Raw genomic sequence first — 20,428 nt, 5'->3', positions numbered from 1 at the left:
ATAAATTTGTCAACCGAAATTTATGTCAGGGAAAAACCTTGGCATTGATCACAAACCTAAATTCGAAATATGTCAAACGGAATATTATCCGGAAAGAAAGGAATTATTTTTGGAGCGCTTAACGAGCAATCTATTGCATGGAAAGTAGCTGAAAGAGCACATGAAGAAGGTGCAACATTTGTATTGTCAAATGCACCAATCGCCATGAGAATGGGAGAAATTAATCAACTGGCTGAAAAAACCGGTTCAGAAATTATCCCTGCAGATGCTACAAGCATGGAAGACCTAAAAAACTTGTTTGAGAAATCAATGGAGATTTTAGGAGGTAAAGTAGACTTTGTGCTTCACTCAATTGGAATGTCTGTGAATGTTAGAAAAGGAAAACACTACACAGATCAAAACCACGAGTGGACAATGAAAGGTTTAGACGTTTCAGGGATGTCTTTTCACAAAGTATTGCAAACTGCTTATCAAATGGATGCTATCAATGATTGGGGATCTGTTTTAGCACTTTCATACATTGCTGCTCAAAGAGTATTCCCGGATTATAACGATATGGCAGACAACAAGTCGTACTTGGAGTCAGTAGCCAGAAGTTTTGGATATCATTACGGACAAAAAGCAAAAGTTAGAGTAAACACAATTTCTCAGTCTCCAACAGTAACTACTGCTGGTAGTGGAGTAAAAGGATTCAATGAATTCATCAACTTCTCAGAGAAAATGTCGCCACTTGGTAACGCTTCTGCTTTAGACTGTGCAAACTACTGCATAGCAATGTTCTCAGATTTTACAAAATATGTAACAATGCAAAACCTTTTCCATGATGGAGGTTTTTCAAATACAGGGGTTACACAAGAAGTAATTGAAAAATTTGCTGAATAATCCCGATTTAACTATTTTAAAACCCTGATTCAAATTGAATCGGGGTTTTTTATTTAAACACTATGAAAAAAATACTTACACTGGCTTTTATTGCTACTTCAATTTTCTCTTTTTCACAAAACGAATACATAGCCTGGCCTGCAACAGGTAAAGGTGTGGCTTCAACATTTGTGTCAGATTATCACTGTTTGGGAATCAATCCTGCCAATTTAGGTTGGAGACCCTATGACCAAAAGAGTGTCACAATGGGAACTTCTGAGTTTGGAATTTCATTCTACTCTGAATCATTAGCGAAACAAGACCTGAGAGACAATCTTTGGGGAATTGTTGTCAACAAATCATTAGACTCGTTGACTAGAGAAGATAAGATTGCTGCAGCAAAAGGTTTTGCCTCAGATTTTGCTTTTAACTGGGATTACAACATGTTTGGAATTGCCTACCAAAACGAAAAGTTTGGTGGAATTGCTTTTTCATTGAGATCAAGAGCTACTTGGGCATCTAGTTTTTCATCAACTTTCTCTGAAACATTGTTCCGTGGAAAATTCTCTTCACAGTTTGATTCATTGTCATACTTTAACGGAGTAGATACAACAATGGTTGCAAACTACGAGAATATGAGTCCTGATTCAGCTCAAAATGTATTGTCAGGTTCAGCTAGTATTCCTTTAAATATCTCAGATTTTGTTGGTGACAGTTACTTGAGATTGAGTGTTAATAGGGAATTTCATTTAGGATACGGTAGAAAATTGTTTGGTAAAGATTCAACTTTTGCTTTGTATGCCGGAGTAGGAGCTAAGTACATCCAGGGTATTGCTATGATGCAGTTACAAGGTGACTCAGCCAGCGGAACTTATACCATGATATCTTCATTCAGTCCGGGATTTGACATTGATTACGGTACAGCTGCCATTGGAAATCCATCTGCATTGGTAGGTCAGGCGCAAAACATTTGGAGAAGTCCTGTTGGATACGGTTTTGGATTTGACTTTGGTGTAAGAGCAAGTATTTTAGGTAAACTTCATTTAGCAGCTTCTGTTACCAATATAGGATCAATGAAATACACGGGTAACGTATATGAAGGAAAAGATACTTTGGTTGTTAATTACTCTGCTTCAGGTTTAGAAGACATGAACATCTCTAATTCAATTCCTGAGTTGTTAGAAGAGTCGGGGCTATTTGAGTTAAAAGGAATAGAGGAAACAACAATTAAGTTACCGGGACAAGTTCGTTTTGGTGCAAGTTTGGAGTTAGGAAAAATTGCTCATGTTGGAGTTGATCTAGTGGCGCCTTTTGATAAAACATTGCCAGGTTCAGTAAATGGTTTTGCATGGGGAATGGGAGGTGATGTGATCATCCCTGCAGGTAAAAGTCAAATTTTTATCATGGCCGGATTAACCGGAGGCGGTGGATACGATCTTCAATTACCGGTAGGAATCAACTTTGTGTTGGGAGAAGGTGCTTATGAAGTTGGGGTTGCATCAAGAGATGCAGTTACTTTCTTTGCTAAGAATACACCAACAATTTCAGCTGCATTTGGATTTGCTAGAGTAAGATTCTAGTGAAAGAAACTCAAATACAATTTTATATAGATGAATTAGGACAAAGCTATGGCCTTGAAAAGTATTTCTTTGCCTGGCTTGTTCATTCTTTTTCATCTAAATCAAGCATTCCTTTTGATGATGTTAAAGTTGAGGGTGAAATAGGCTATCCTACTTATGAACAATTTGAAATACAGTGTGACTTAAAAGCTGTTTACAATGATGTTGAAATACCTATGAAGCTGTCGAGAAGGGGAGTAGAAGCCGGAAGTAGAGGTTTTTGGGTGAAGGATAGTTTAAGTTGTAAGCTTCAGGATATTTCATGGGCTCTTAGTTATAATGATGACAAGGTTTTAAATTGCTGGACAACCTCCAATAATACACAAGAAGTAATTGATTTCGTCCAGTCAATAAAAGGAATGGAGTTCAGTAGAATTTGGGTTTTTCAGGATGATGAAAAAGAGCTTTATTTTGATAAGTATGCTGAAATCATGAAGCCTTCTTACCAATCTATAGCATCAGATTCGTTTGAGATAGCTCCTTTGTTTGCCCATCCATTTTACAGATCTTTAATAGATACTCCAGCCAATTTAATTGCTGCTCTGGGTTTGATGGAAGAAGTTGTTTTTAAATCAGATAATCAGACCAATGAAGATTATGACAGCACCATTGTCTTTGAAAGCATTGAGATTGTTTTGAGACTTAAATTGTCCAATAAAAAACATAAACCAACACAGTTGAGGATCAATATTGATGACCAAAAAGATCCTAAAAATCTGGCTTGTATCATGCTTAAAGCAACAGATCCTGAAAAACCGTTTTACCTCAATCAATGTGAAGTATACCAGTATTTTGAAAACAAAGATTACAAGCCAAAGCAGTTGAAATCACTTTTCAATACCATGCTGACTTTGGTACACCTTTAAAAAAGAAAAGCCTGCTCCCCTACGAGCAGGCTTTTTGTTGTTTATGCTGACCCTCTATTAATTTACTATGGCAGATTTTGAATGTCTTGTGTAAGTTGTGCTTCTGTTGTAGCAGTTAAACTTCCAATGACTTCATAATGATTGTCAACAATAGTTACCGGAACAATTGCTGCATGCGGTGTATTGTTGATAAATGCTAGTGCAATGATGTGAATGTTCATCCCCACAGGTAAAGAGTAAGATGGTCCTGTTGAGAATACACTGTTTGAGTAACCATAAACATTAGTCAAACTATTATATCCGTCAAATGAGATAAACATTGCGCAATTTTGGTTGTTTAGTCCGTTTGGAACTTCAATGTCAACTTCAGTGTACGGACCAGCTTGTCCCATGAAGTAATCACAGTTAACCCATCCTAAAGAGTCAAAATAGGCGTTGTAAACAGTTCCTTGTCCCCAGATTAATGATGAATCTGCAGCAGACCAAACCAAAGTATCGTCTCCGGGAGAGCTTTGATAAAAGATTTCCATATTAGCATCAACTCCATTTGGAGCTTGAACATCTGCAGAGTATTGGTAGTAGTCTTTTAAAAATACTTCGTTTCCGTTTTGTGAAGCAGTTACTTTAAATTCTCCACCTGAAATTAATGGCTCTAAAGTTCCGTTGTTATTTCCTATGGTTTGTTTATTCAAAAACATCATGTCTTTTTTACCATAAATTTCTATTAATTCGATAGTAACGTTTCCAGTAACATCATTTCCGCTGGCATCTACAAAACTGTTGGCATAAAAATTAAATACAGTTCCTTGCGATCCGGTTATTGAAGATGCTGCTGTAGCGTCAATAGTAAAAGTTTGTACTGCAGCCGTTTGATTGTTGGCAAAAAAGTTCATCAAAACCTGAGCATCTGCTTGTGGAGTTTCGAATTGACAACTACCATCATCTTTTTTAGCTTCTTCGCTATAGTTTGTAGCTTCAGGATCAGTACATCCTTCTTTTTTACATGAGGCAAGTATCAGAGAGCTTGTTAGAAAAACAAAGCTGATAGTTTTTAAATTCCATTTCATAATCTATGATTTTAGTGTTCATAAATAGGAAACGGAGGTGGGAAGGTTGGTGGGGGGGGGAAGGTTTTTAAAAATTATTTTGGATAGACGTGGATTACATATCTGAAAGTAGGTGTAGGATAATCAATTTTTCTAGCTTTTAAGATAATTTTCTCACCTTTTTGAACCCTGTTAAATTCTTCTTCAGTAGGAACCAAATCATCATAAATTTTTCTTTTGGAATTATTGAAATAAGATGGTTTTTGGTATTTCCAATTGTAAAAGGCTAAGGCTTGTTGGTAGGTAATGTTTTGAATAGACGCTTTTGGATTTGATTTAAAATCGTAATCTTCTATAGTAATTTCATCCTTTACTTCCTGACATTTTCCGCATTCAGTGGTGTGATTTTCTCCAAATTCATGCTTGCAAATTTTATTACAGCTTTTGCAATTGATTCCAGGGTAAATTTTGACTTGTTCTTCAATGATAAATTTTGAATAATCGTATGTTCTTCTGATTCCATTTGACATATCCCAATCTCTGCCCAATTGGTATTCATCTCCTTCATTAGGCTCTCCATAATAATTGCCGTCTGCATACAATTTCCATTGCAAAGGTCCCATCTTATTCTGACGAATTAAATCCTCCCAGTAATACTTATAAACTATCTTATTTTTCTTAAGACGAGCAGTTTTAGCCGAAAAAAGTTGGTCATATTCCTCTGATCCTAAGTGTTTTTTGATCAGCTTTTGAATGTTTGTTGAATAGTTCAAATTAAAATAGCGTCTGTTGACCTCTGTCTCTTTAGAATCAAAAAGGACATAACCAATTTCTTCTTCTCTGTAATACTCTTTAGGATGATCCAGTAGTTTGGCAAGTTCTTCATAGCTTAATGCTGCATTTGGATTAGAATAAACAAATTCTCTGTTGATGGAATCTTCTACCCATTCAATAAATTCAAAATACTCTTGATTAGTAATTTTCCATTGTTCAGTGAAGTCATATTCTTCAGTGAAAAAATGTGTTTCAGGAGCTTTCTTTTTTTGTTGAAGAGTTTGTAGTTCGTCTATTGTTGGTAAGGCAATGTAAATTTTATACGGGAGATGTTGCCTATCAATTTTATCTTGAATTCTCTTTTGAAGAAAATGAAAATATCCCCTTATTTGCGCACCATTGAGACCGGTAGCAGGAAATTCTTCAAATTGCTCAGATTGATAGAAATACTGAGCTAAATTGTAATATATGTCAAATGTAGATTTTGATAAATCCGTCCAAAGCAATTCATCATAACCACAATGAATTTCATTTAATTCTCTTAAACCAAAATAGGGTCCTATTGCAGATTTTGAAGGAACTTTGTAATATACTTTTCTTTTATCTATCGCTTTTATTTTCCAAATTCTTTGATTAGATCTGAGATAGCAATCAGATATCAATGGAAAATACTGTTCTTCTTTTAATTTACTTTTCCAGTTATAATCGTAATTCTGTACGGTTGGGGGAATACTATCAATAAAATTAAATCCGGTTGAATCTGTATATATGGCCTCGTTTATACCGCCACTGTATATTTTACTGACCTTTTTTTGACTTATTGGGTACTCTATTGTTTTAATATTGTGAAAGCAATTGTCAAATTCATGTGTGTTTGGGTCTGTATTAAAATATAGTTTCCCTCTCATAATTGAATCCCAGGAAAAGGCAATGAACTCATTGTATTCAGCAATTGAAACTAGTTCAGTGCTCACTAGCTTGAAAAGCTCAGCTTTTTTAAAATAGATACTGTCTTTAAATAATACGAATTCACCATTCCAGTGAGCTCCAGTAGTATCATTTAAAAATGTAGAAGAAGTGTCATATACCACATCTTTATGCGAGGGCTGGTAGGGATATTCGTTTTGCCCCTCCATTTGTATGAAATTCCCATCCAAAAGTTGAATCAACTTTTTTTGTGAAAACGAATAAGTACTTGAGATAATTGATATAATGACAATGAAATATTTCATCCTCTTTCTAGCATCATTTTAATTTCATTCAACATCAAAGCGGTGGCTCCCCATACAATTTTATCGTTGATAATAAAGCACGGAATGTCTTTGATAACTAACCCTTGAGCTGTTTTTATATCTCTTTTTTGTCGAATCGTTACATCCAACAATAATTCAGGATCAAAAGCAAAAATTTCTTGAACCTCTCTTTCTTCAGGAGTGAAATTTGGAATTCCTTTATAGATGCCAATGTATGGATGAACTAAAAATCTACTTACCGGAATATAGACATCTGTCAGTTTACCTAAAATCTCTATCTGAGTGGGATCTGCACCAATTTCTTCATGTGTTTCTCTTAAGGCTGTGTGAATGGTGGATTCATCTGCATCTTCCATTTTACCGCCGGGAAAAGAAACCTGTCCTCCGTGATTTCCTTTATAATGCTGTCTTTGGGTTAAAATTAATTTGGTGCCATTGTCTTCATAAAACAAAGCTAATACAGCAGAAGTCCTATAATTTGTAACGGATTTAATTTCTTCAGATGACACTCTTCTTTTAGGAAACATCTCAGAATGAGCAAATTCACCCGGTAAATCATTCAAAGATTCCTTTATTTTTTCGTAAATTGACTTGTGTGACTTCATGAAGAATTTAATCTTCTTCTAATTTAACAAATGATTGAAACAAACTCTGCATTTATTTCTAAGGTAGATGATGAAACTATCAAAGTGATTTTTAAACCCAACACTGTTTTAACAGTAGAGGATTATCATAAATATGATAAACACTATGAACAGTTGGTTGATACCAGTAAAAAACTAAAGTTTTTGGTGATAGTTCAGCCTGGTTTCAAAATGAAAAATAAGTTTACTTCCTTTTTCAAAGAAAATTATCGAAAAGACAATAAAAAAGCGGAGGCATTCATTTTAAGAGATCCTCCTTCAAAAATCTTTTTTAAAGTGGGAGTTCGTATTGCCAAACATCAATATCCAATTAGAAGTTTTGAATCTGAAGAAGAAGCACTAAATTGGCTGAAAAAATTTTAGACCTTGGATAAATCAGAAGCAGAGCTGTTATTTGACGTGAAGCAAAAGTTCCTAAGGGAAATTCCGCATCCTAAGCTCATTCAAAAGCAAATAGATTACTTACAGGTCAAATTCCAACTTGTAGAAACAGATAACGTTTTTAAACCCATTGATACAGCTAGTTTGGTGGATTTTTTTGAAGAGTATATCTCACTTTTGATGCCGTTAAAATTGAGGGTGTCAAATGCCAAAGATGCTGCCAAGCTGAATAGTCAATTACTAAAATTGAAGCATTTACAGCAAAACTTGATAGAAAATTTAGCGGCCTTAGTTGAAGAAATCGATTTTGATATTGAAAAATATTCATCTGTAAAACAGTCTGAACCATTTGATGTTTACCAGTTTTCAAAGGAATTGAAGGAAAAGGCCTTGAAAACAGATAATGAAATAAAGGATTATCTTTGCCAGCAAATTGAATCCAAAGAAGCAGAAGAATTGTCTGAGCTGACAAAAGGAGTGGTAAGAGCGGTTAAAATTTTACAAAATGAGTGATAGATACGATAAGTTAAGAGAGTTGTTTGAGGATCAAAGTTTCCCTCTTGTTTATCCTTTCAAATTCATCATCAAAAAGGATCAGGATAAAATGATTCATATCAAACGAATTTTTGATGAAACAGCTGAAATATCTATCAGGGAATCAAAAAACGGTAATTACTCTTCAATAACCATTAAACAAATGATGTTGAGTACAGATGACATCATTAATCGCTACAAATTAATGGAAGAAATAGAAGGCATAATCTCATTGTAGATGGACAATATTAGTAGTACACAAATCATTTTAGGAATATTTTACCTGACTGGTGCCATTGCATTGGTTTTGGCTGCCTATTCTATTTATCTGAAAAGATTTAAAAGAAACAAGTTAAAGGCATTGAATACAGTTTCATTAATAACCTCTAGAGAGAATATTTTTGCTGCTAAAACAAGATTCTTAGTCGTAGCTCCAGAAGTTTGTCATGTAAAAGTTGATTTATTGGATGCAGATGAAAAAGTAATTCAAACATTGATAGATCAGGAAATTACCAATGAAGAACTTCCATTTGATTTTGATCCAACTGCATATGAAGCGGGTAAATATTACCTATATTTAAATTCAGATAACGCAAATATTTTGAGATCTATAACAATTGTGAGATAGATGTCGTTATATACACATGGCTAAATACATTAAACATACCTGGCTTTTAGTTTTTCTTTTTGCATTTAATCAACTGAATGCACAAACTAAAGTTTTTGAGCCCAAGGGAAGTTTAAGTATTGACGTTGGGATTCCTGCTCAGGGTAAAAATGAATCTTTTGGCCGAGTAATGAATGGACTATTCAACGGAGGAATCAATTACCAGTACAATGTTTATAAAGGATTGACTATTGGATTAGGCGCTAAATATTCCTATTTCATTGTGAATTCATTTGCATTAAACAACGTTAACTGGCGTGGTGGTTTACACATGCCTGCTCTGTATGGTAAAATTGGATACGAAAAATTTATTTCAGAAAGATTCTCTGTCAATGCCAGCACTCGTTTAGGGTATGCTATGATGATTTCGGCCAATGACTCATGTCAAAAGATTATGGGAAAACCTCATACAGAAGGCACCTTTTTTATTGAACCACAAGTCGAATTATTATTTACTACTGACAAAAATTCGGCAAGTGGATTTAGCTTAGTGTTAGGATATAATTTTTACATGGCCGAATTTGGTCCGGAATATTTGTGTATGGATGAAATTCCAAATCTTTTTGAGGAAGATTATGTTGGTATCACTCGCTTTTTAAGCATTGGTTTTGGATATCGACATTACATGGGGAGGAAATAAAGGCTTTGATCAAGCAACAATTTGCCTTAAATTTACGTAATTAGCTACAGGGAAGTGATATGAAAGTTTTGAAAAACATATCAATAAGCATGATTTTATTAGCTGTGATAGCCTGTGAAAAGGTTGATCCGCCTAATAATACTCTGCCTGAAGGTGCTACACCTTATACAGAAGCAGATATTCAATTTGTTCCCTATACCTCAGGGGATAAAGTCTTCAAAAAAATGCCTCTTTTAGATTCAACTCTAATCCTTAATTTCAAAGAAAGACTGAGAACAGAAGAGTATTTTGCTTGGGATCAAACGTTTTTCACTTTTAGTACTGATCCTGATTTAGAGTTAGAATTAAGATTGAGATATCTACAAACTGACAATTCGCAAAAAACTTTGGCCATCTATATGCCTTATTACGATTACTCAGGAGTTTCAAGGCATAATATATTTGAAATGCCAATTGATTCAACCAACGTAAGCGAAGGATTTTTTCAGGATCATATAGTTTATCATGACACTATTGTTTTTAATAGTGTTGAATGGTATGATGTATTAGAGGTAGATGAACTTCTTTCTACTGATCCTGCAAAGGATGGGTCAACAAATTTTAGCAAAATCTACTACAATACCGTTTACGGTATCATTAGAATGGAACAAAATAATGGTACTGTTTGGGTGCTACAACAATAGGCTGTCATTTCATGTCCGAACTTAAAATTACTTTTCTAGGAACAGGAACTTCACAAGGAATTCCGGTTATAGCTTGTGATTGCCCTACATGTTTGTCAAAAGATCCTAAAGACAATAGATTACGTACTTCCATAATGCTTTCTTTTAATGATAGAAACCTGGTGATTGATACGGGACCTGATTTTAGACAGCAAATGCTGCGTCATGAAGTGAAAATGGTAGACGCTATTTTGTTTACGCATGAACACAAAGATCATATTGCCGGAATGGATGATATCAGAGCATTTAATTTCAGAGCCAAACGCGATATGGAAATATATGCCACAGAAGCCGTTCAATTGGCTTTAAAAAGAGAGTTTTATTACGTTTTCATGGATAAAAAATATCCGGGAATTCCGCAGGTTGATCTCAACTTAATTACAGATAAACCATTCACGCTTTTTGGAGAAAAAATTATTCCTATTGATGTGCTGCACTATCAACTTCCGGTGAAGGCGTTTAGGGTAAGGGATTTTACATATATCACAGATGCCAATTATATTTCTGAAGAGGAACTGGAGAAAATTAAGGGTAGTAAAATCATTGTGGTAAATGCCTTGAGAAAAGAAAAGCACATTTCACATTTTAATTTGGATGAAGCACTAGCGCTAATAGCCAAATTAAAACCGGAGAAAGCTTATTTGACACACATAAGTCACTTAATGGGATTACATGAGGAAGTAAGCAGAGAATTGCCAGAGAATGTATCTATTGCATATGATGGATTAGAAATTGTCCTCTCATGAAAAAGTGGATCAGGCGAATAATAGGCGTTGTTTCTGTGGGATTTGCTGTATTGCTTATATGGTTCCTTTATCTTAAAGGACCTTCGTTTAAAAACGTTTATAACAGTTTTGGAGACGATATTCCAGAAGAGTATCCGGTTATGGGAATTGATATTTCACATTATCAGGGAGAAGTCAATTGGGATCAATTAGGAGACATGCGCATTGATGATGATTCAATTCAATTTGTTTTCATCAAAGCTACCGAAGGGCTCAGTGTAAGAGATGATAGAAAAAGGATAAATGCATTTGGAGCCAGGTCACAAGAAATAGATTATGGATTTTACCATTTTTTTATTCCAACATTATCTGCCAGTGATCAGGCTGATTTTTTTTGCGAATCTATTGGAGGATACAATTTTGATTTGAAACCGGTTTTGGATATTGAAACTGAAACCACATATAGTAAAAAGAGGTTGTTGGATTCGGTGAATGTTTTTTTAAATAGGGTAGAAGAGCAGTTAGAGGTTAGACCAATCATCTATACCTATTCCAATTTTTACGACAACTATTTTAGCAATCACAGTCAAGAGTTGTTTTGGGTGGCAAAATACAGTAGAAGATGTGATGCCATGGAAAATAAGAATGTGATTTGTTGGCAATTTTCAGAGACAGGAACTGTAGATGGGATCAATGAAAAGGTTGATTTGAATATTGCTAAAGACAACTTCTTTGAAGTATTCAGCAGGTATTAATCAGGAAAGTTTAGGGAAAAAAAAAGAGCAGGCAACTGTGATTTAGTGTAGAGATTTTCATTTAACCCAAAACTTATGAAAAAGTAATACTTCTACGATCAACTTGAGTGCCTGCTCAAACTTTTCTATGTAGACGGCTCTTTTGTTAAATTCTTACAAAACGAAGCCGCTTATTTCAAATTATATAACAAAGTTACAACTTTAAGACGTACAAAAAGAACAATGGTTTAAATTTTTCAGAAAAAATTTTAAAAAATTATTCTACTTGTTAACAATATTAATGCGTATCATCATCATGGTCAGGAGTTCCTGAATTTTCTTCAGTGAAAATTTTAGGGTCATCCTTGTGTCCAGTGAGGTTATCAATAATCTCTTCAAGTTGCCAAATTGCCAATCCTTTAAAGCGTAAAATCTTGTTTTCGTCCATTACAAAAATACGTGGAGTAGAGTATATGTCCCATGTATCAGTGTAGTTCAAACTTTGAATAGTAGTGTATTTTAACAACTCAGCAGGATTTTCCATAGCTATGTTATAGATACTCTGCGTTAAGCCAACATTGATAAACGTTAGGTTGTTGTCTCTGATAAACTTTTTCCATTTTTCAAAGTCTTCACCTGTAGCTTTACCGATAGCATAAATTTCTACGTCACGGTCTTTAAATTTCTTCTCGTATAAAGTCTGCAATTTAGGAGTAGTTTTTTTACAGTGTCCACAATCCGGATCCCAGAAATATAGTACGGTGTACTTAGCATCAATTTTGTGTGAATTGATCCATTTTTTCTCAGTACTATCAGTCAATATTACCATTGGTGCCGGATTTCCAATAATAGTTCCTCCCAATTTATCAACACGCTCACACAGTTTATCTGTATTTTCTTCCGTCATCCAATAAGCATAGTTATTTGGATCACAGTAAAAGTTTTGCCCCATGTATACAAACACCTTATCCATTCCCATGATTTTTGACTTCTCGTATTTTGAAGTAATATGATGAACTGTGTATTGGAATACTTTGTTGTCTTCATCTTTCCAATCCATCTGATCAATCATGATTCTAGCGTATTTAATTATAGAATCAGGAACTTGAACCAAACCTTTATCTGAAAAATATTTGTCTAGTTTATTGTGGTAAACAGGAGATCTTACCAATGAAGGATCTTTAAAATCTATTCCATCCCAATAATGAGCGATATAATAATTGTAAACATAGTTCGAATCTTGAATAACTCCGTTTTCATCTTTTGGAGCTTCAGGCAACTTCATGTCTGATGACAACCAAACCATTTTACCTACAAACTTGTCTTTATTCTCATTCCAAATACGGGTTTGTTCTTCTCTGATAACATCCCCCATTTTTTTCATCTCCTCTTTAATTTCTTCTTTTCTTTTTTCATCAGCCTTTTCATACTCCTCAGAAATTTTTTGACCTTCTTGTTTGTACTTGGTCATAAAGAAGATGTAATCATAGAATATTTTATTGTTTTCTGACTTCTTTACTTCCATCTCAGCAATAAAATTGTTGCTGTTGGTAGTTGTCATATGAACTTCCTTCTCATTATTATCAAGAATAAATTCAAAGTATTTCATTCCGGGAGTGATAACTGCGTACAATCCTGTAGGTTGTTTGCTCCCGTCAAAAGTGATAATTCCATTTTTTGATTCAGTGGTGTCAGCATAATACAGCTTAGACCCCATGTAATTGGCAAGGAAAATAGTTGTGTCCTTAAGACCTTTAACTTCAAATTTTAAATTTTGGGCACTTACTCCCAAACTTGCGATCATTGCTACTAGTACAAGAATCAATTTTTTACTCATGACGTGTTTGTTTTTAAAGATATTCGTGAATGAAAAACATTTCATAATTTCTTTTGATTTATGGATTAATTCCTCCCAAATTTAGGCAGGTTTTAATCGGTAGACGAAGATAAAACTTCTTTCGTCATTACTTTAACATTTCTTTAACAGTTATTGTTCTTTTCCAAGTGAACGTACCGTTTTTCGAACGTTCAAATAATTGGCTACTACGAACAAAACAAAACATCCTAATGCCAACAATATAGTTGTTAACAAACTAGATGATTCAATATTGATGCCATTGTCCTCTAGCCATTTTTCTATGTATGCGTATTTAATGGAAAGCATGATAATTATTGAACCTAAAGTAATAGCTCCAAATATTATTGCCATTTGACTAATAAAGGTTTTTACCAAACTGTTGACAGAATAACCTATTCTAAGTAAGGTTTTGATTTCATATGATGCTCTACTTAAGGCCAATTGCGAGTATTGCACAAATCCCATTAGTGACAGTAAAGTAATTAATATGGATGCAATCCCAAAAATCCCAATAATCACACTTACTACAGTTTTAATTTTTACTACATCAATAGCTGATTTGGCAATGTCCAGGTTCATTTCTTCCATTAAATCCTCTAACTCTCCATAACTGTCATCCTTAATGGTAATAAAAAGCCTATTAGGAGAAATTTCGTTACCTGATCCGTATTTAGCATTGGCGTAATCTAAAAATGACTTTGGAACCAGGATGGAATTTACTTTTTGCGAAAAGCCCACAACTTTTCCCATGATTATGTCTTTTTTCTTTGAGCCTTTTAAATGGATATTTAACCTTGCTGCCATTAACAATTCTTCAGAAACCTGACCAAACCCCTGACTTTGAGCTATACCGTAATTGATAATCATTAAAAAATCCCTAGGTAAAACTATAGGTACAAATTCACTGTTTTCATCCCAGTGCCAGTCCACATCCACATCCATGAATCTATCAGGGATAGATTGAAAAAATGCATCTGCATAGAATTCAGGAATTCCGTCTCCGGGTACTTCTGAAAGTGCTATTTGAAAATCTGTTGACTCAAAAGGAGCGACATCTGTAATGAATTCTTTTTCTTCAATACTGGCAATATCTTCCTTTGTAAACTCAGTACTGTTCATTCCTATCGTAGTGAACTTGGTCACTTTCTTTTGGATGACGATAGAGTTGGGGCCAAACAAATCTTCTTCTCCTGATCTAAATGATTGCACATCTGCCATCAAACTGTAGCTCAAGCAAAGTGAAGTTAGTCCGATTAATGCTCCCAGTGTTGCAAAGAAAAACTGGAAGTTCATGCTGTTTTTAAACAATATTTTTCTCAACATCTCCTTACAGTTTTAATTCTTGATCATATTGGAAACCATGATGACTTCCAAGAGTCGTTAAAATATATCCTCCTTGATTTTTATCTGCTTCTTCATTAATCAAGCTTAGCGCAATTCTGGCATTTTCTTCATCCAAATGGCTAAAAGGTTCGTCCATTAATAACACTTCAAATTTTTGAAGCAGTGATCTAATAATGGCAACTCTTTGTTGTTGACCCAATGAAAGTGTTTTGCACAATTGATTTTTTTTGTTCCCAATGCCAAGCTGTTCTAACATTAATTCTATTTCAGCTTCACTTTTGTGATTTGTAAGTTCATTTTTCAACTGTAAATTTTCCCAAACTGTTAGCTCAGGAAAAAGTTGCAAGTCTTGAAAAACAACTGATATTTTATCACGTCTCAAGTTTATCCACTCATCAAGGGTAAGGTTAGCTATGTAATTTCCATCAAGTGTAATTGATCCTGAATAATCTTTTCGTACACCATATAAAGTGTTGACAAAAGTTGATTTTCCTTTTCCACTACTGGCGTTAAGAAGTATTTTTTTTGGAAAAGTCAATTCAAATGAATTGTTCCAAACGCTTTCAGATCCATGTTGGTATTCTGCTAAAGGTGTTGGTAGTACATTTTGAAAGCTTATTTGCATGGTTTTAATTGTTTGTATGAAAGTAAATCAAATTCTTTGCCATATTCCTAAAACTTTGAATTCAAAAGATTTATGATTTAACAAAAAGCAATTCAGTGTGAGGTATTCCGTCTTCCAGGTATTCTTTTCCGGTTGATTTAAAACCGAATTTTTCGTAAAAATGAACCAAATGAGTTTGAGCTGATAATCTTACTTCATTTAGTTGTAAGGTTTCATCAATGAATCGCATTGCGTGTTTCATCATTTCGTGACCCAGTTTTAAATCTCTAAAGTCAGGATGACTGGCTACTCTTCCTATGGCAGCTTCACCATAATATACACCCGGTTTTAAGATTCTTAAAGTTCCTATTAACCGTTTATCATTAATGGCCTGTAAGTGATAGGCGTCTTTATCTTTTCCGTCAAGCTCCAAATAAGGACAATCTTGCTCAACCACAAAAACTGCAATCCTTAAAGCAATTATATCGTGGAATTCGTCAGTGCTTAGCTCACTGTAGTGTTTAATTGAAATCTCCATAGCATAAAATAGACTATAAATATATCGCTTTTAATTCGCCAGATTAGGTTAAACAGGGATAACTTAAAATTAAGATATTGACAAACCGTTGGTAACAATTCTATAGAATTAATAGATATCTTCTGTTTAAATACTTATCTTTGGGTTGAATCAAAAAGAAATACTATGAGAAAAATTTACGTTTTAGGAATTGCTCTGTGTGCAACAACTTTTTCTTTTGCGCAAGAGAAACAAGCAGGACAAATGGAAAAGTCTTGGGAAAGAATGGAATTGTCTGGTGATAGATCAGAGGATACATTATCTCCTCCTTCATTTTCTGACGCTTGTATTAACAACGGTTTCGGTTTATATTCATCAACAAATGGTGGTTATGTAAACGGAACAAATGGTTACGGTGATATCGGAGCTGGACAAATGTTTCCATTAGATGGTCAAGCAACTGTTGAAGGTTACATGGCTTGGTACGGTGCTATTGAAAACAATGGTGGAGCTACTCAAATTTTGGGATCTATCATGGATAAAAATGGAAACGTATTAGGTGGTACTTTAGCTGCTCACACTGTTGCTTCAGTAGATACTACTGCTGCAGGTGCTGCTGGATGGTATACTTATACTTTTTCATCTGCTGTAGCTGTAACTGATACATTTATTTGTATGACTGCATGGTCAGCTGGTGCTGATACATTAGGATTTGTTTCTACTGTAACTCCTTGTGGAGGATTTGCTTATGAAACTTGGTCTGATGGAACTGTTGCAGATGTTGCTTCTAGCTGGGGAATCACTGTTGATTTAGGATTCTTAGCTTTGGTTAACAACTTAGAGTACACTGGTATCTTTGATACAGAAGCTGCTGACTTTGGAGTTTACCAAAACGGAACTAACTTACATGTAAATGGTATCAACATTGATGCTTTCATTCAAGAAGTAATGATCGTTGATATGGCTGGTAGAACTATTAAGACTTGGCCTATCGCTGATCAGTGGGATAACTATACATTTGATATTTCAAATGTTCCTGCAGGAAACTACGTGATTGCTTTGAAATCAAACAAAGGTCACTACGCACAAAAATTCAATCTGAAATAATCAGATAACAATTTTTAAATTTAATCCCGTCCCGGTTTCGTGGACGGGATTTTTTTTGGATATGAATAAAGCAGCTATTATAGATCAATTAGCAAATAAAATCAGAAATGACTTTTATGGTGAAACAACCGGTCATGATTGGTATCACATAGAACGCGTTTGGAAAAACGCCAAGTTGATAGCGTCAAATGAAAAATGTGATCCTTTTATTGCGGAATTAGGCGCATTACTGCATGATATTGCTGACCATAAATTTGTCGAGAATTTTGAAGCTGAAGAAGAGCTTAGAACACATAAGATATTATCTGAGCTGAATGTTGATGACTCAACTATTGCAGCAGTTTTGCATATTGTTCAAAATGTTTCGTTTAAAGGAGGGATAGGAGAGAATAAAATGAGATCTATAGAAGGTTTAATTGTGCAAGATGCGGATAGATTGGATGCCATTGGAGCCATTGGTATTGCAAGAACATTTGCGTTTGGAGGTAAATACGGTAACATGATTTATGATCCGGAAATTAAACCAACTAACTTTCAGTCTGAAGAAGAATACCGTATAAAAAGAACCCACACTATCAACCATTTTTACGAGAAACTGTTACTATTAAAGGATTTGATGAATACCGATACCGGTAAAAAATTGGCAGCTGAAAGACATGATTATATGAAAGCATTTTTAGATCAATTTTATGCTGAATGGGATGGGAAATTATAGCCTAATTTGGTAATTTTGGTAATGTTATGAAAAGAGTAGTTGTTATTTTCTTAGTGCTGCTATCATTTGGTTTAAATGCTCAGCAAGGTTTTCATTTAGGAGCGGAAGTTTCTCCGTCTTGGAATGTGAATTTACAGCGACAGTCTTCAACAGGCTTAAATAATAGTACGGCCGGTTATGGATTTAACATTGGTGTACCAATGAGGTATGGAATCAATGACCAATTTTCAATTCAATCGGGTCTTACATTTGAGTTTATGGCTTTTGATGAGCGTTTTAATAAGACCTTGATCAGTTCAAACAGACACGGTTCATTGCATTTGCCTTTAATGATGTCTTATGGGGTAACAGACGCCTGGTATTTGAATTTCGGATTGGGAATCAATTATAATTTTTACAACAGACAATGGACATCTTTTGGTACTTTAGATCTAGGATCAGTTACCAATAAATTTCAACCATATACAGGCTTGGGATTGTCAACATTATTAGAGCAAGATAAAGGAACTTTTGAATTAGGTGTATTAGGAAGATTTCATTTTATTGATATGTACAAACCCAGTACCTTTTCAGCAGAAGAATTTAAAAACTACATTATCAGTTTAGATTTAATTTTAAGAATGTATTTTTTATAAATATGCTGTAACCAAAACGCATGATTGCAGTAATGTAATTTAGGAATAGTTTTTGGAAAGAGTATTTTCAGCTTTTCCTGTTTTATAAATTAAAGCCCTTATGAAAAACATTTTACTTTTAACCGCATCTTTAATTTTCTCGTTTACTATATCAAATGCAGCCTATGCTCAGGATGATGATAATGAAGCCTGTAATGAACCTGGTAAAAAGGTAATGAAGCTTATTAAAGAAGCTGAAAATCAAAAAAACGAAAAATTAGAAAGGGTTAAAGCGTACACAGATGCCTTGGAGTTAGCTCCTGAAAATGCCTATGTGTATTTTTCATTCGCCAATTTTAACTACGAAAATGCCTTAGCTGTGCATGATAACTTTGATGAGGGTAGAGTTAATTTTCAGCAATTGAGCAATGCCTATGAAGGAGCTGCAAAGGCGTACAAAAAAACCTTAGAATATTGTCCTAATTATCATTCTGATGTTCATTACAAATTGGGTGTTATCTACTATACACTTGGGGATAAAGGGCAGGCAGCCAAATACTTCAAATCATTCGTAGATTTTAGTGATAAAGATCCAAATAAATACGGGGAAAATTATAGACAAAACAAGAAAGATGTAGAGGCTATTCTACCAGAAATGAAATTCTTTAACGATTTCTTCAATAATCCGGTACCATATGAAGCAGTGAAACTTAAATATGTATCTACTGCTGAAAAGGATGAGTTTTTACCAATGATATCACCTGATAACGAATTGTTGTTTTTTACTAGAAGAGGAAAAGATACTGATAAAGGAATATTAACTAATGTGATTGAGCAGTTTACCATGAGTCAACGCCCTTCTGCATTTGGTGATTTTAATTCAGGATTACCATTAAGATCACCTTTTAATACGCCTAAATATCAAAATTATGGCGGTGTTTCATTATCGCTGGATAATAAAGAGATGTTTATTTGCGCATGTCAAGAGGTAGACTACCAGCAGCATGCTAATTGTGATATTTATGTAACAAGATTTACAAGAACTGGTAAGGGTGGAAATGATTTCATGTGGACGAATCTTGAAAATTTAGGTCCTGCCGTAAATACAAAAGATGGATGGGAAGCGCAGCCTACTTTATCAGCAGATGGAAATACACTTTATTTTGCTACATGGAGAGAAGGTTCTGAATTAACGGATATTTATTACAGTACAAGAGATAAGGATGGAAAATGGACGCAAGCAAAACCTGTTCCCGGACCAATTAATTCTCCCGGACATGATAAAGCGCCATTTATACACCAGGATAGTGAAACTATGTATTTTGTTTCAGATTGTAATGAAGATCGCCTTGGTGGAGGAGGTAGTGATATCTTTTATACTAGAAAAGATGAAAATGGAAACTGGACTACTCCTTTGAATGTGGGTTATCCTATAAATACTCAGCACAATGAAGTGGGCTTAATTGTATCAACAGATGGAAAATTAGGATACTTTGCTTCAGGAGCAATTGACGGTTCAATTGAAATTTATCAGTTTGAATTGTATGATGACATCCGCCCTAAAGATGTATTATTTGTTAAGGGAGAATTAAAAGACGACAAAGGTGAGCCGGTTAAAGATGCTATTGTTGAAGTATCATACAAAAATTCCGGAAAAAATGAAGAAATCCGAGTGAATGGAGATGATGGTAAATGGGCAGCTGTTGTGAAATTGGAAGAAGAGAAAGAAGATGTGATGATTACAATGAAAAAAGAAGGATACTCTTTTGATACGCAATTAATAAAAGCTGAAGAACTTGAAAAGTCTGAGGAGCGTTATGCCTCCGGAGTTAAGTTTGAAATAGAAGAAATCAAAGTAGGAGAGACCTTTGAAATGGATAACATCTTATATGCAACTAAATCATATGCATTAAATGAAGATGGCAAATTTGTTTTGGATCAATTTGTAAAATTTTTAAAAGCGCATCCTACAATTAAATGTTCTATTCAGGGTCACACTGATGATCAGGGTGATGCAAAAGAAAACCAGGTTTTAAGTGAAAACAGAGCCAAAGGAGTTGTTGAGTATATTGTATCAAAAGGAATTGATAAGAGCCGTCTTCAGTATGAAGGTTTTGGTGAAGCAAAGCCAAAAGTTCCAAATAACTCTAATTACAATCGTTCACTAAACAGAAGAACTGAGGTGAAAATTATCTCAATGTAG

General features: G+C 34.5%; 22 protein-coding genes. 15 read left to right on the top strand and 7 right to left on the bottom strand.

The window, feature by feature from the left end:
* Positions 1 to 69: 69 nt before the first annotated feature.
* From K6119_RS04020 to K6119_RS04010, 3 genes are all read left to right on the top strand, one after another.
* Entirely contained in the window at positions 70 to 882 is an 813-nt protein-coding gene (locus K6119_RS04020) for an enoyl-ACP reductase FabI (protein ID WP_221835599.1), read from the top strand.
* Between the two features lie 62 nt (positions 883 to 944).
* Positions 945 to 2,441, top strand: a complete 1,497-nt coding sequence (locus K6119_RS04015; RefSeq protein WP_221835596.1) for a DUF5723 family protein — start codon at positions 945 to 947, stop codon at positions 2,439 to 2,441.
* The gene (locus tag K6119_RS04010) at positions 2,441 to 3,346 is read left to right on the top strand and encodes a hypothetical protein (protein WP_221835594.1); all 906 of its coding nucleotides are present in this window, start codon (positions 2,441 to 2,443) and stop codon (positions 3,344 to 3,346) included. The genes K6119_RS04015 and K6119_RS04010 overlap by 1 nt, the downstream gene beginning before the upstream one ends.
* A 65-nt stretch (positions 3,347 to 3,411) precedes the next feature.
* On the opposite strand, the gene K6119_RS04005 is transcribed toward K6119_RS04010, so the two are convergent.
* From K6119_RS04005 to K6119_RS03995, 3 genes are all read right to left on the bottom strand, one after another.
* Positions 3,412 to 4,413, bottom strand: a complete 1,002-nt coding sequence (locus tag K6119_RS04005) for a hypothetical protein (RefSeq protein ID WP_221835593.1) — start codon at positions 4,411 to 4,413, stop codon at positions 3,412 to 3,414.
* Positions 4,414 to 4,487: 74 nt separating this feature from the next.
* Positions 4,488 to 6,398 (bottom strand): hypothetical protein, encoded by a 1,911-nt coding sequence (locus K6119_RS04000; protein ID WP_221835592.1) that lies wholly within the window; start codon positions 6,396 to 6,398, stop codon positions 4,488 to 4,490.
* Positions 6,395 to 7,024, bottom strand: coding sequence for an NUDIX hydrolase (locus tag K6119_RS03995; protein WP_221835590.1), 630 nt, complete (start codon positions 7,022 to 7,024; stop codon positions 6,395 to 6,397). Before K6119_RS03995 ends, K6119_RS04000 begins: the two co-directional genes overlap by 4 nt.
* Positions 7,025 to 7,054: 30 nt before the next feature.
* Here K6119_RS03995 and K6119_RS03990 point away from each other — a divergent pair, with 30 nt between their 5' ends.
* From K6119_RS03990 to K6119_RS03955, 8 genes are all read left to right on the top strand, one after another.
* A complete protein-coding gene (locus K6119_RS03990; RefSeq protein WP_221835589.1) occupies positions 7,055 to 7,426 on the top strand; it encodes a DUF7793 family protein in 372 nt (123 codons plus the stop codon).
* Between the two features lie 3 nt (positions 7,427 to 7,429).
* Positions 7,430 to 7,957, top strand: coding sequence for a hypothetical protein (locus K6119_RS03985; RefSeq protein ID WP_221835588.1), 528 nt, complete (start codon positions 7,430 to 7,432; stop codon positions 7,955 to 7,957).
* On the top strand, positions 7,950 to 8,216 hold the full coding sequence (locus K6119_RS03980) for a DUF493 family protein (RefSeq protein WP_221835587.1): 267 nt from the start codon (positions 7,950 to 7,952) through the stop codon (positions 8,214 to 8,216). The genes K6119_RS03985 and K6119_RS03980 overlap by 8 nt, the downstream gene beginning before the upstream one ends.
* Positions 8,217 to 8,606 (top strand): hypothetical protein, encoded by a 390-nt coding sequence (locus K6119_RS03975; RefSeq protein WP_221835586.1) that lies wholly within the window; start codon positions 8,217 to 8,219, stop codon positions 8,604 to 8,606.
* 16 nt (positions 8,607 to 8,622) lie between these two features.
* Positions 8,623 to 9,285, top strand: coding sequence for a hypothetical protein (locus K6119_RS03970; RefSeq protein WP_221835585.1), 663 nt, complete (start codon positions 8,623 to 8,625; stop codon positions 9,283 to 9,285).
* 89 nt (positions 9,286 to 9,374) lie between these two features.
* Positions 9,375 to 9,968, top strand: a complete 594-nt coding sequence (locus tag K6119_RS03965; protein WP_221835584.1) for a hypothetical protein — start codon at positions 9,375 to 9,377, stop codon at positions 9,966 to 9,968.
* An 11-nt stretch (positions 9,969 to 9,979) separates the two neighbouring features.
* Positions 9,980 to 10,753 (top strand): MBL fold metallo-hydrolase, encoded by a 774-nt coding sequence (locus K6119_RS03960; protein WP_221835582.1) that lies wholly within the window; start codon positions 9,980 to 9,982, stop codon positions 10,751 to 10,753.
* Entirely contained in the window at positions 10,750 to 11,487 is a 738-nt protein-coding gene (locus tag K6119_RS03955) for a glycoside hydrolase family 25 protein (protein WP_221835580.1), read from the top strand. Before K6119_RS03960 ends, K6119_RS03955 begins: the two co-directional genes overlap by 4 nt.
* A gap of 277 nt (positions 11,488 to 11,764) precedes the next feature.
* Here the strand turns inward: K6119_RS03955 and K6119_RS03950 are convergent, their stop codons facing one another.
* The 4 genes from K6119_RS03950 to K6119_RS03935 all read right to left on the bottom strand — a co-directional run bounded on the left by K6119_RS03950 (position 11,765) and on the right by K6119_RS03935 (position 15,810).
* Complete coding sequence (locus K6119_RS03950) at positions 11,765 to 13,303, bottom strand: redoxin domain-containing protein (RefSeq protein ID WP_221835578.1); 1,539 nt, start codon at positions 13,301 to 13,303, stop codon at positions 11,765 to 11,767.
* Positions 13,304 to 13,453: 150 nt separating this feature from the next.
* Complete coding sequence (locus K6119_RS03945) at positions 13,454 to 14,647, bottom strand: FtsX-like permease family protein (protein ID WP_221835569.1); 1,194 nt, start codon at positions 14,645 to 14,647, stop codon at positions 13,454 to 13,456.
* A 4-nt stretch (positions 14,648 to 14,651) separates the two neighbouring features.
* Positions 14,652 to 15,293 carry an ATP-binding cassette domain-containing protein gene (locus K6119_RS03940; RefSeq protein ID WP_221835567.1) on the bottom strand — a complete coding sequence of 214 codons (642 nt, stop codon included), beginning with the start codon at positions 15,291 to 15,293 and terminating at the stop codon, positions 14,652 to 14,654.
* A 70-nt stretch (positions 15,294 to 15,363) separates the two neighbouring features.
* Positions 15,364 to 15,810: a GNAT family N-acetyltransferase gene (locus tag K6119_RS03935; RefSeq protein ID WP_221835565.1), complete on the bottom strand. Its 447-nt coding sequence runs from the start codon at positions 15,808 to 15,810 to the stop codon at positions 15,364 to 15,366.
* A gap of 165 nt (positions 15,811 to 15,975) precedes the next feature.
* Between K6119_RS03935 and K6119_RS03930 the strand changes: the two genes are divergently transcribed.
* The 4 genes from K6119_RS03930 (at position 15,976) to K6119_RS03915 (ending at position 20,428) form a co-directional block, all read left to right on the top strand.
* A complete protein-coding gene (locus K6119_RS03930; protein ID WP_221835563.1) occupies positions 15,976 to 16,896 on the top strand; it encodes a T9SS type A sorting domain-containing protein in 921 nt (306 codons plus the stop codon).
* Positions 16,897 to 16,957: 61 nt separating this feature from the next.
* Positions 16,958 to 17,611: an HD domain-containing protein gene (locus K6119_RS03925; protein ID WP_221835561.1), complete on the top strand. Its 654-nt coding sequence runs from the start codon at positions 16,958 to 16,960 to the stop codon at positions 17,609 to 17,611.
* A gap of 26 nt (positions 17,612 to 17,637) precedes the next feature.
* A complete protein-coding gene (locus K6119_RS03920; RefSeq protein WP_221835559.1) occupies positions 17,638 to 18,246 on the top strand; it encodes an outer membrane beta-barrel protein in 609 nt (202 codons plus the stop codon).
* A gap of 100 nt (positions 18,247 to 18,346) precedes the next feature.
* Positions 18,347 to 20,428 (top strand): OmpA family protein, encoded by a 2,082-nt coding sequence (locus K6119_RS03915; protein WP_221835557.1) that lies wholly within the window; start codon positions 18,347 to 18,349, stop codon positions 20,426 to 20,428.

Origin of the sequence: Paracrocinitomix mangrovi, assembly GCF_019740355.2 — a bacterium.
Classification (GTDB): Bacteria; Bacteroidota; Bacteroidia; order Flavobacteriales_D; family Crocinitomicaceae; genus Paracrocinitomix; species Paracrocinitomix mangrovi.
Note: the sequence above shows the minus strand (reverse complement) of the source record. Positions and strands in the feature narration are given on the sequence as shown.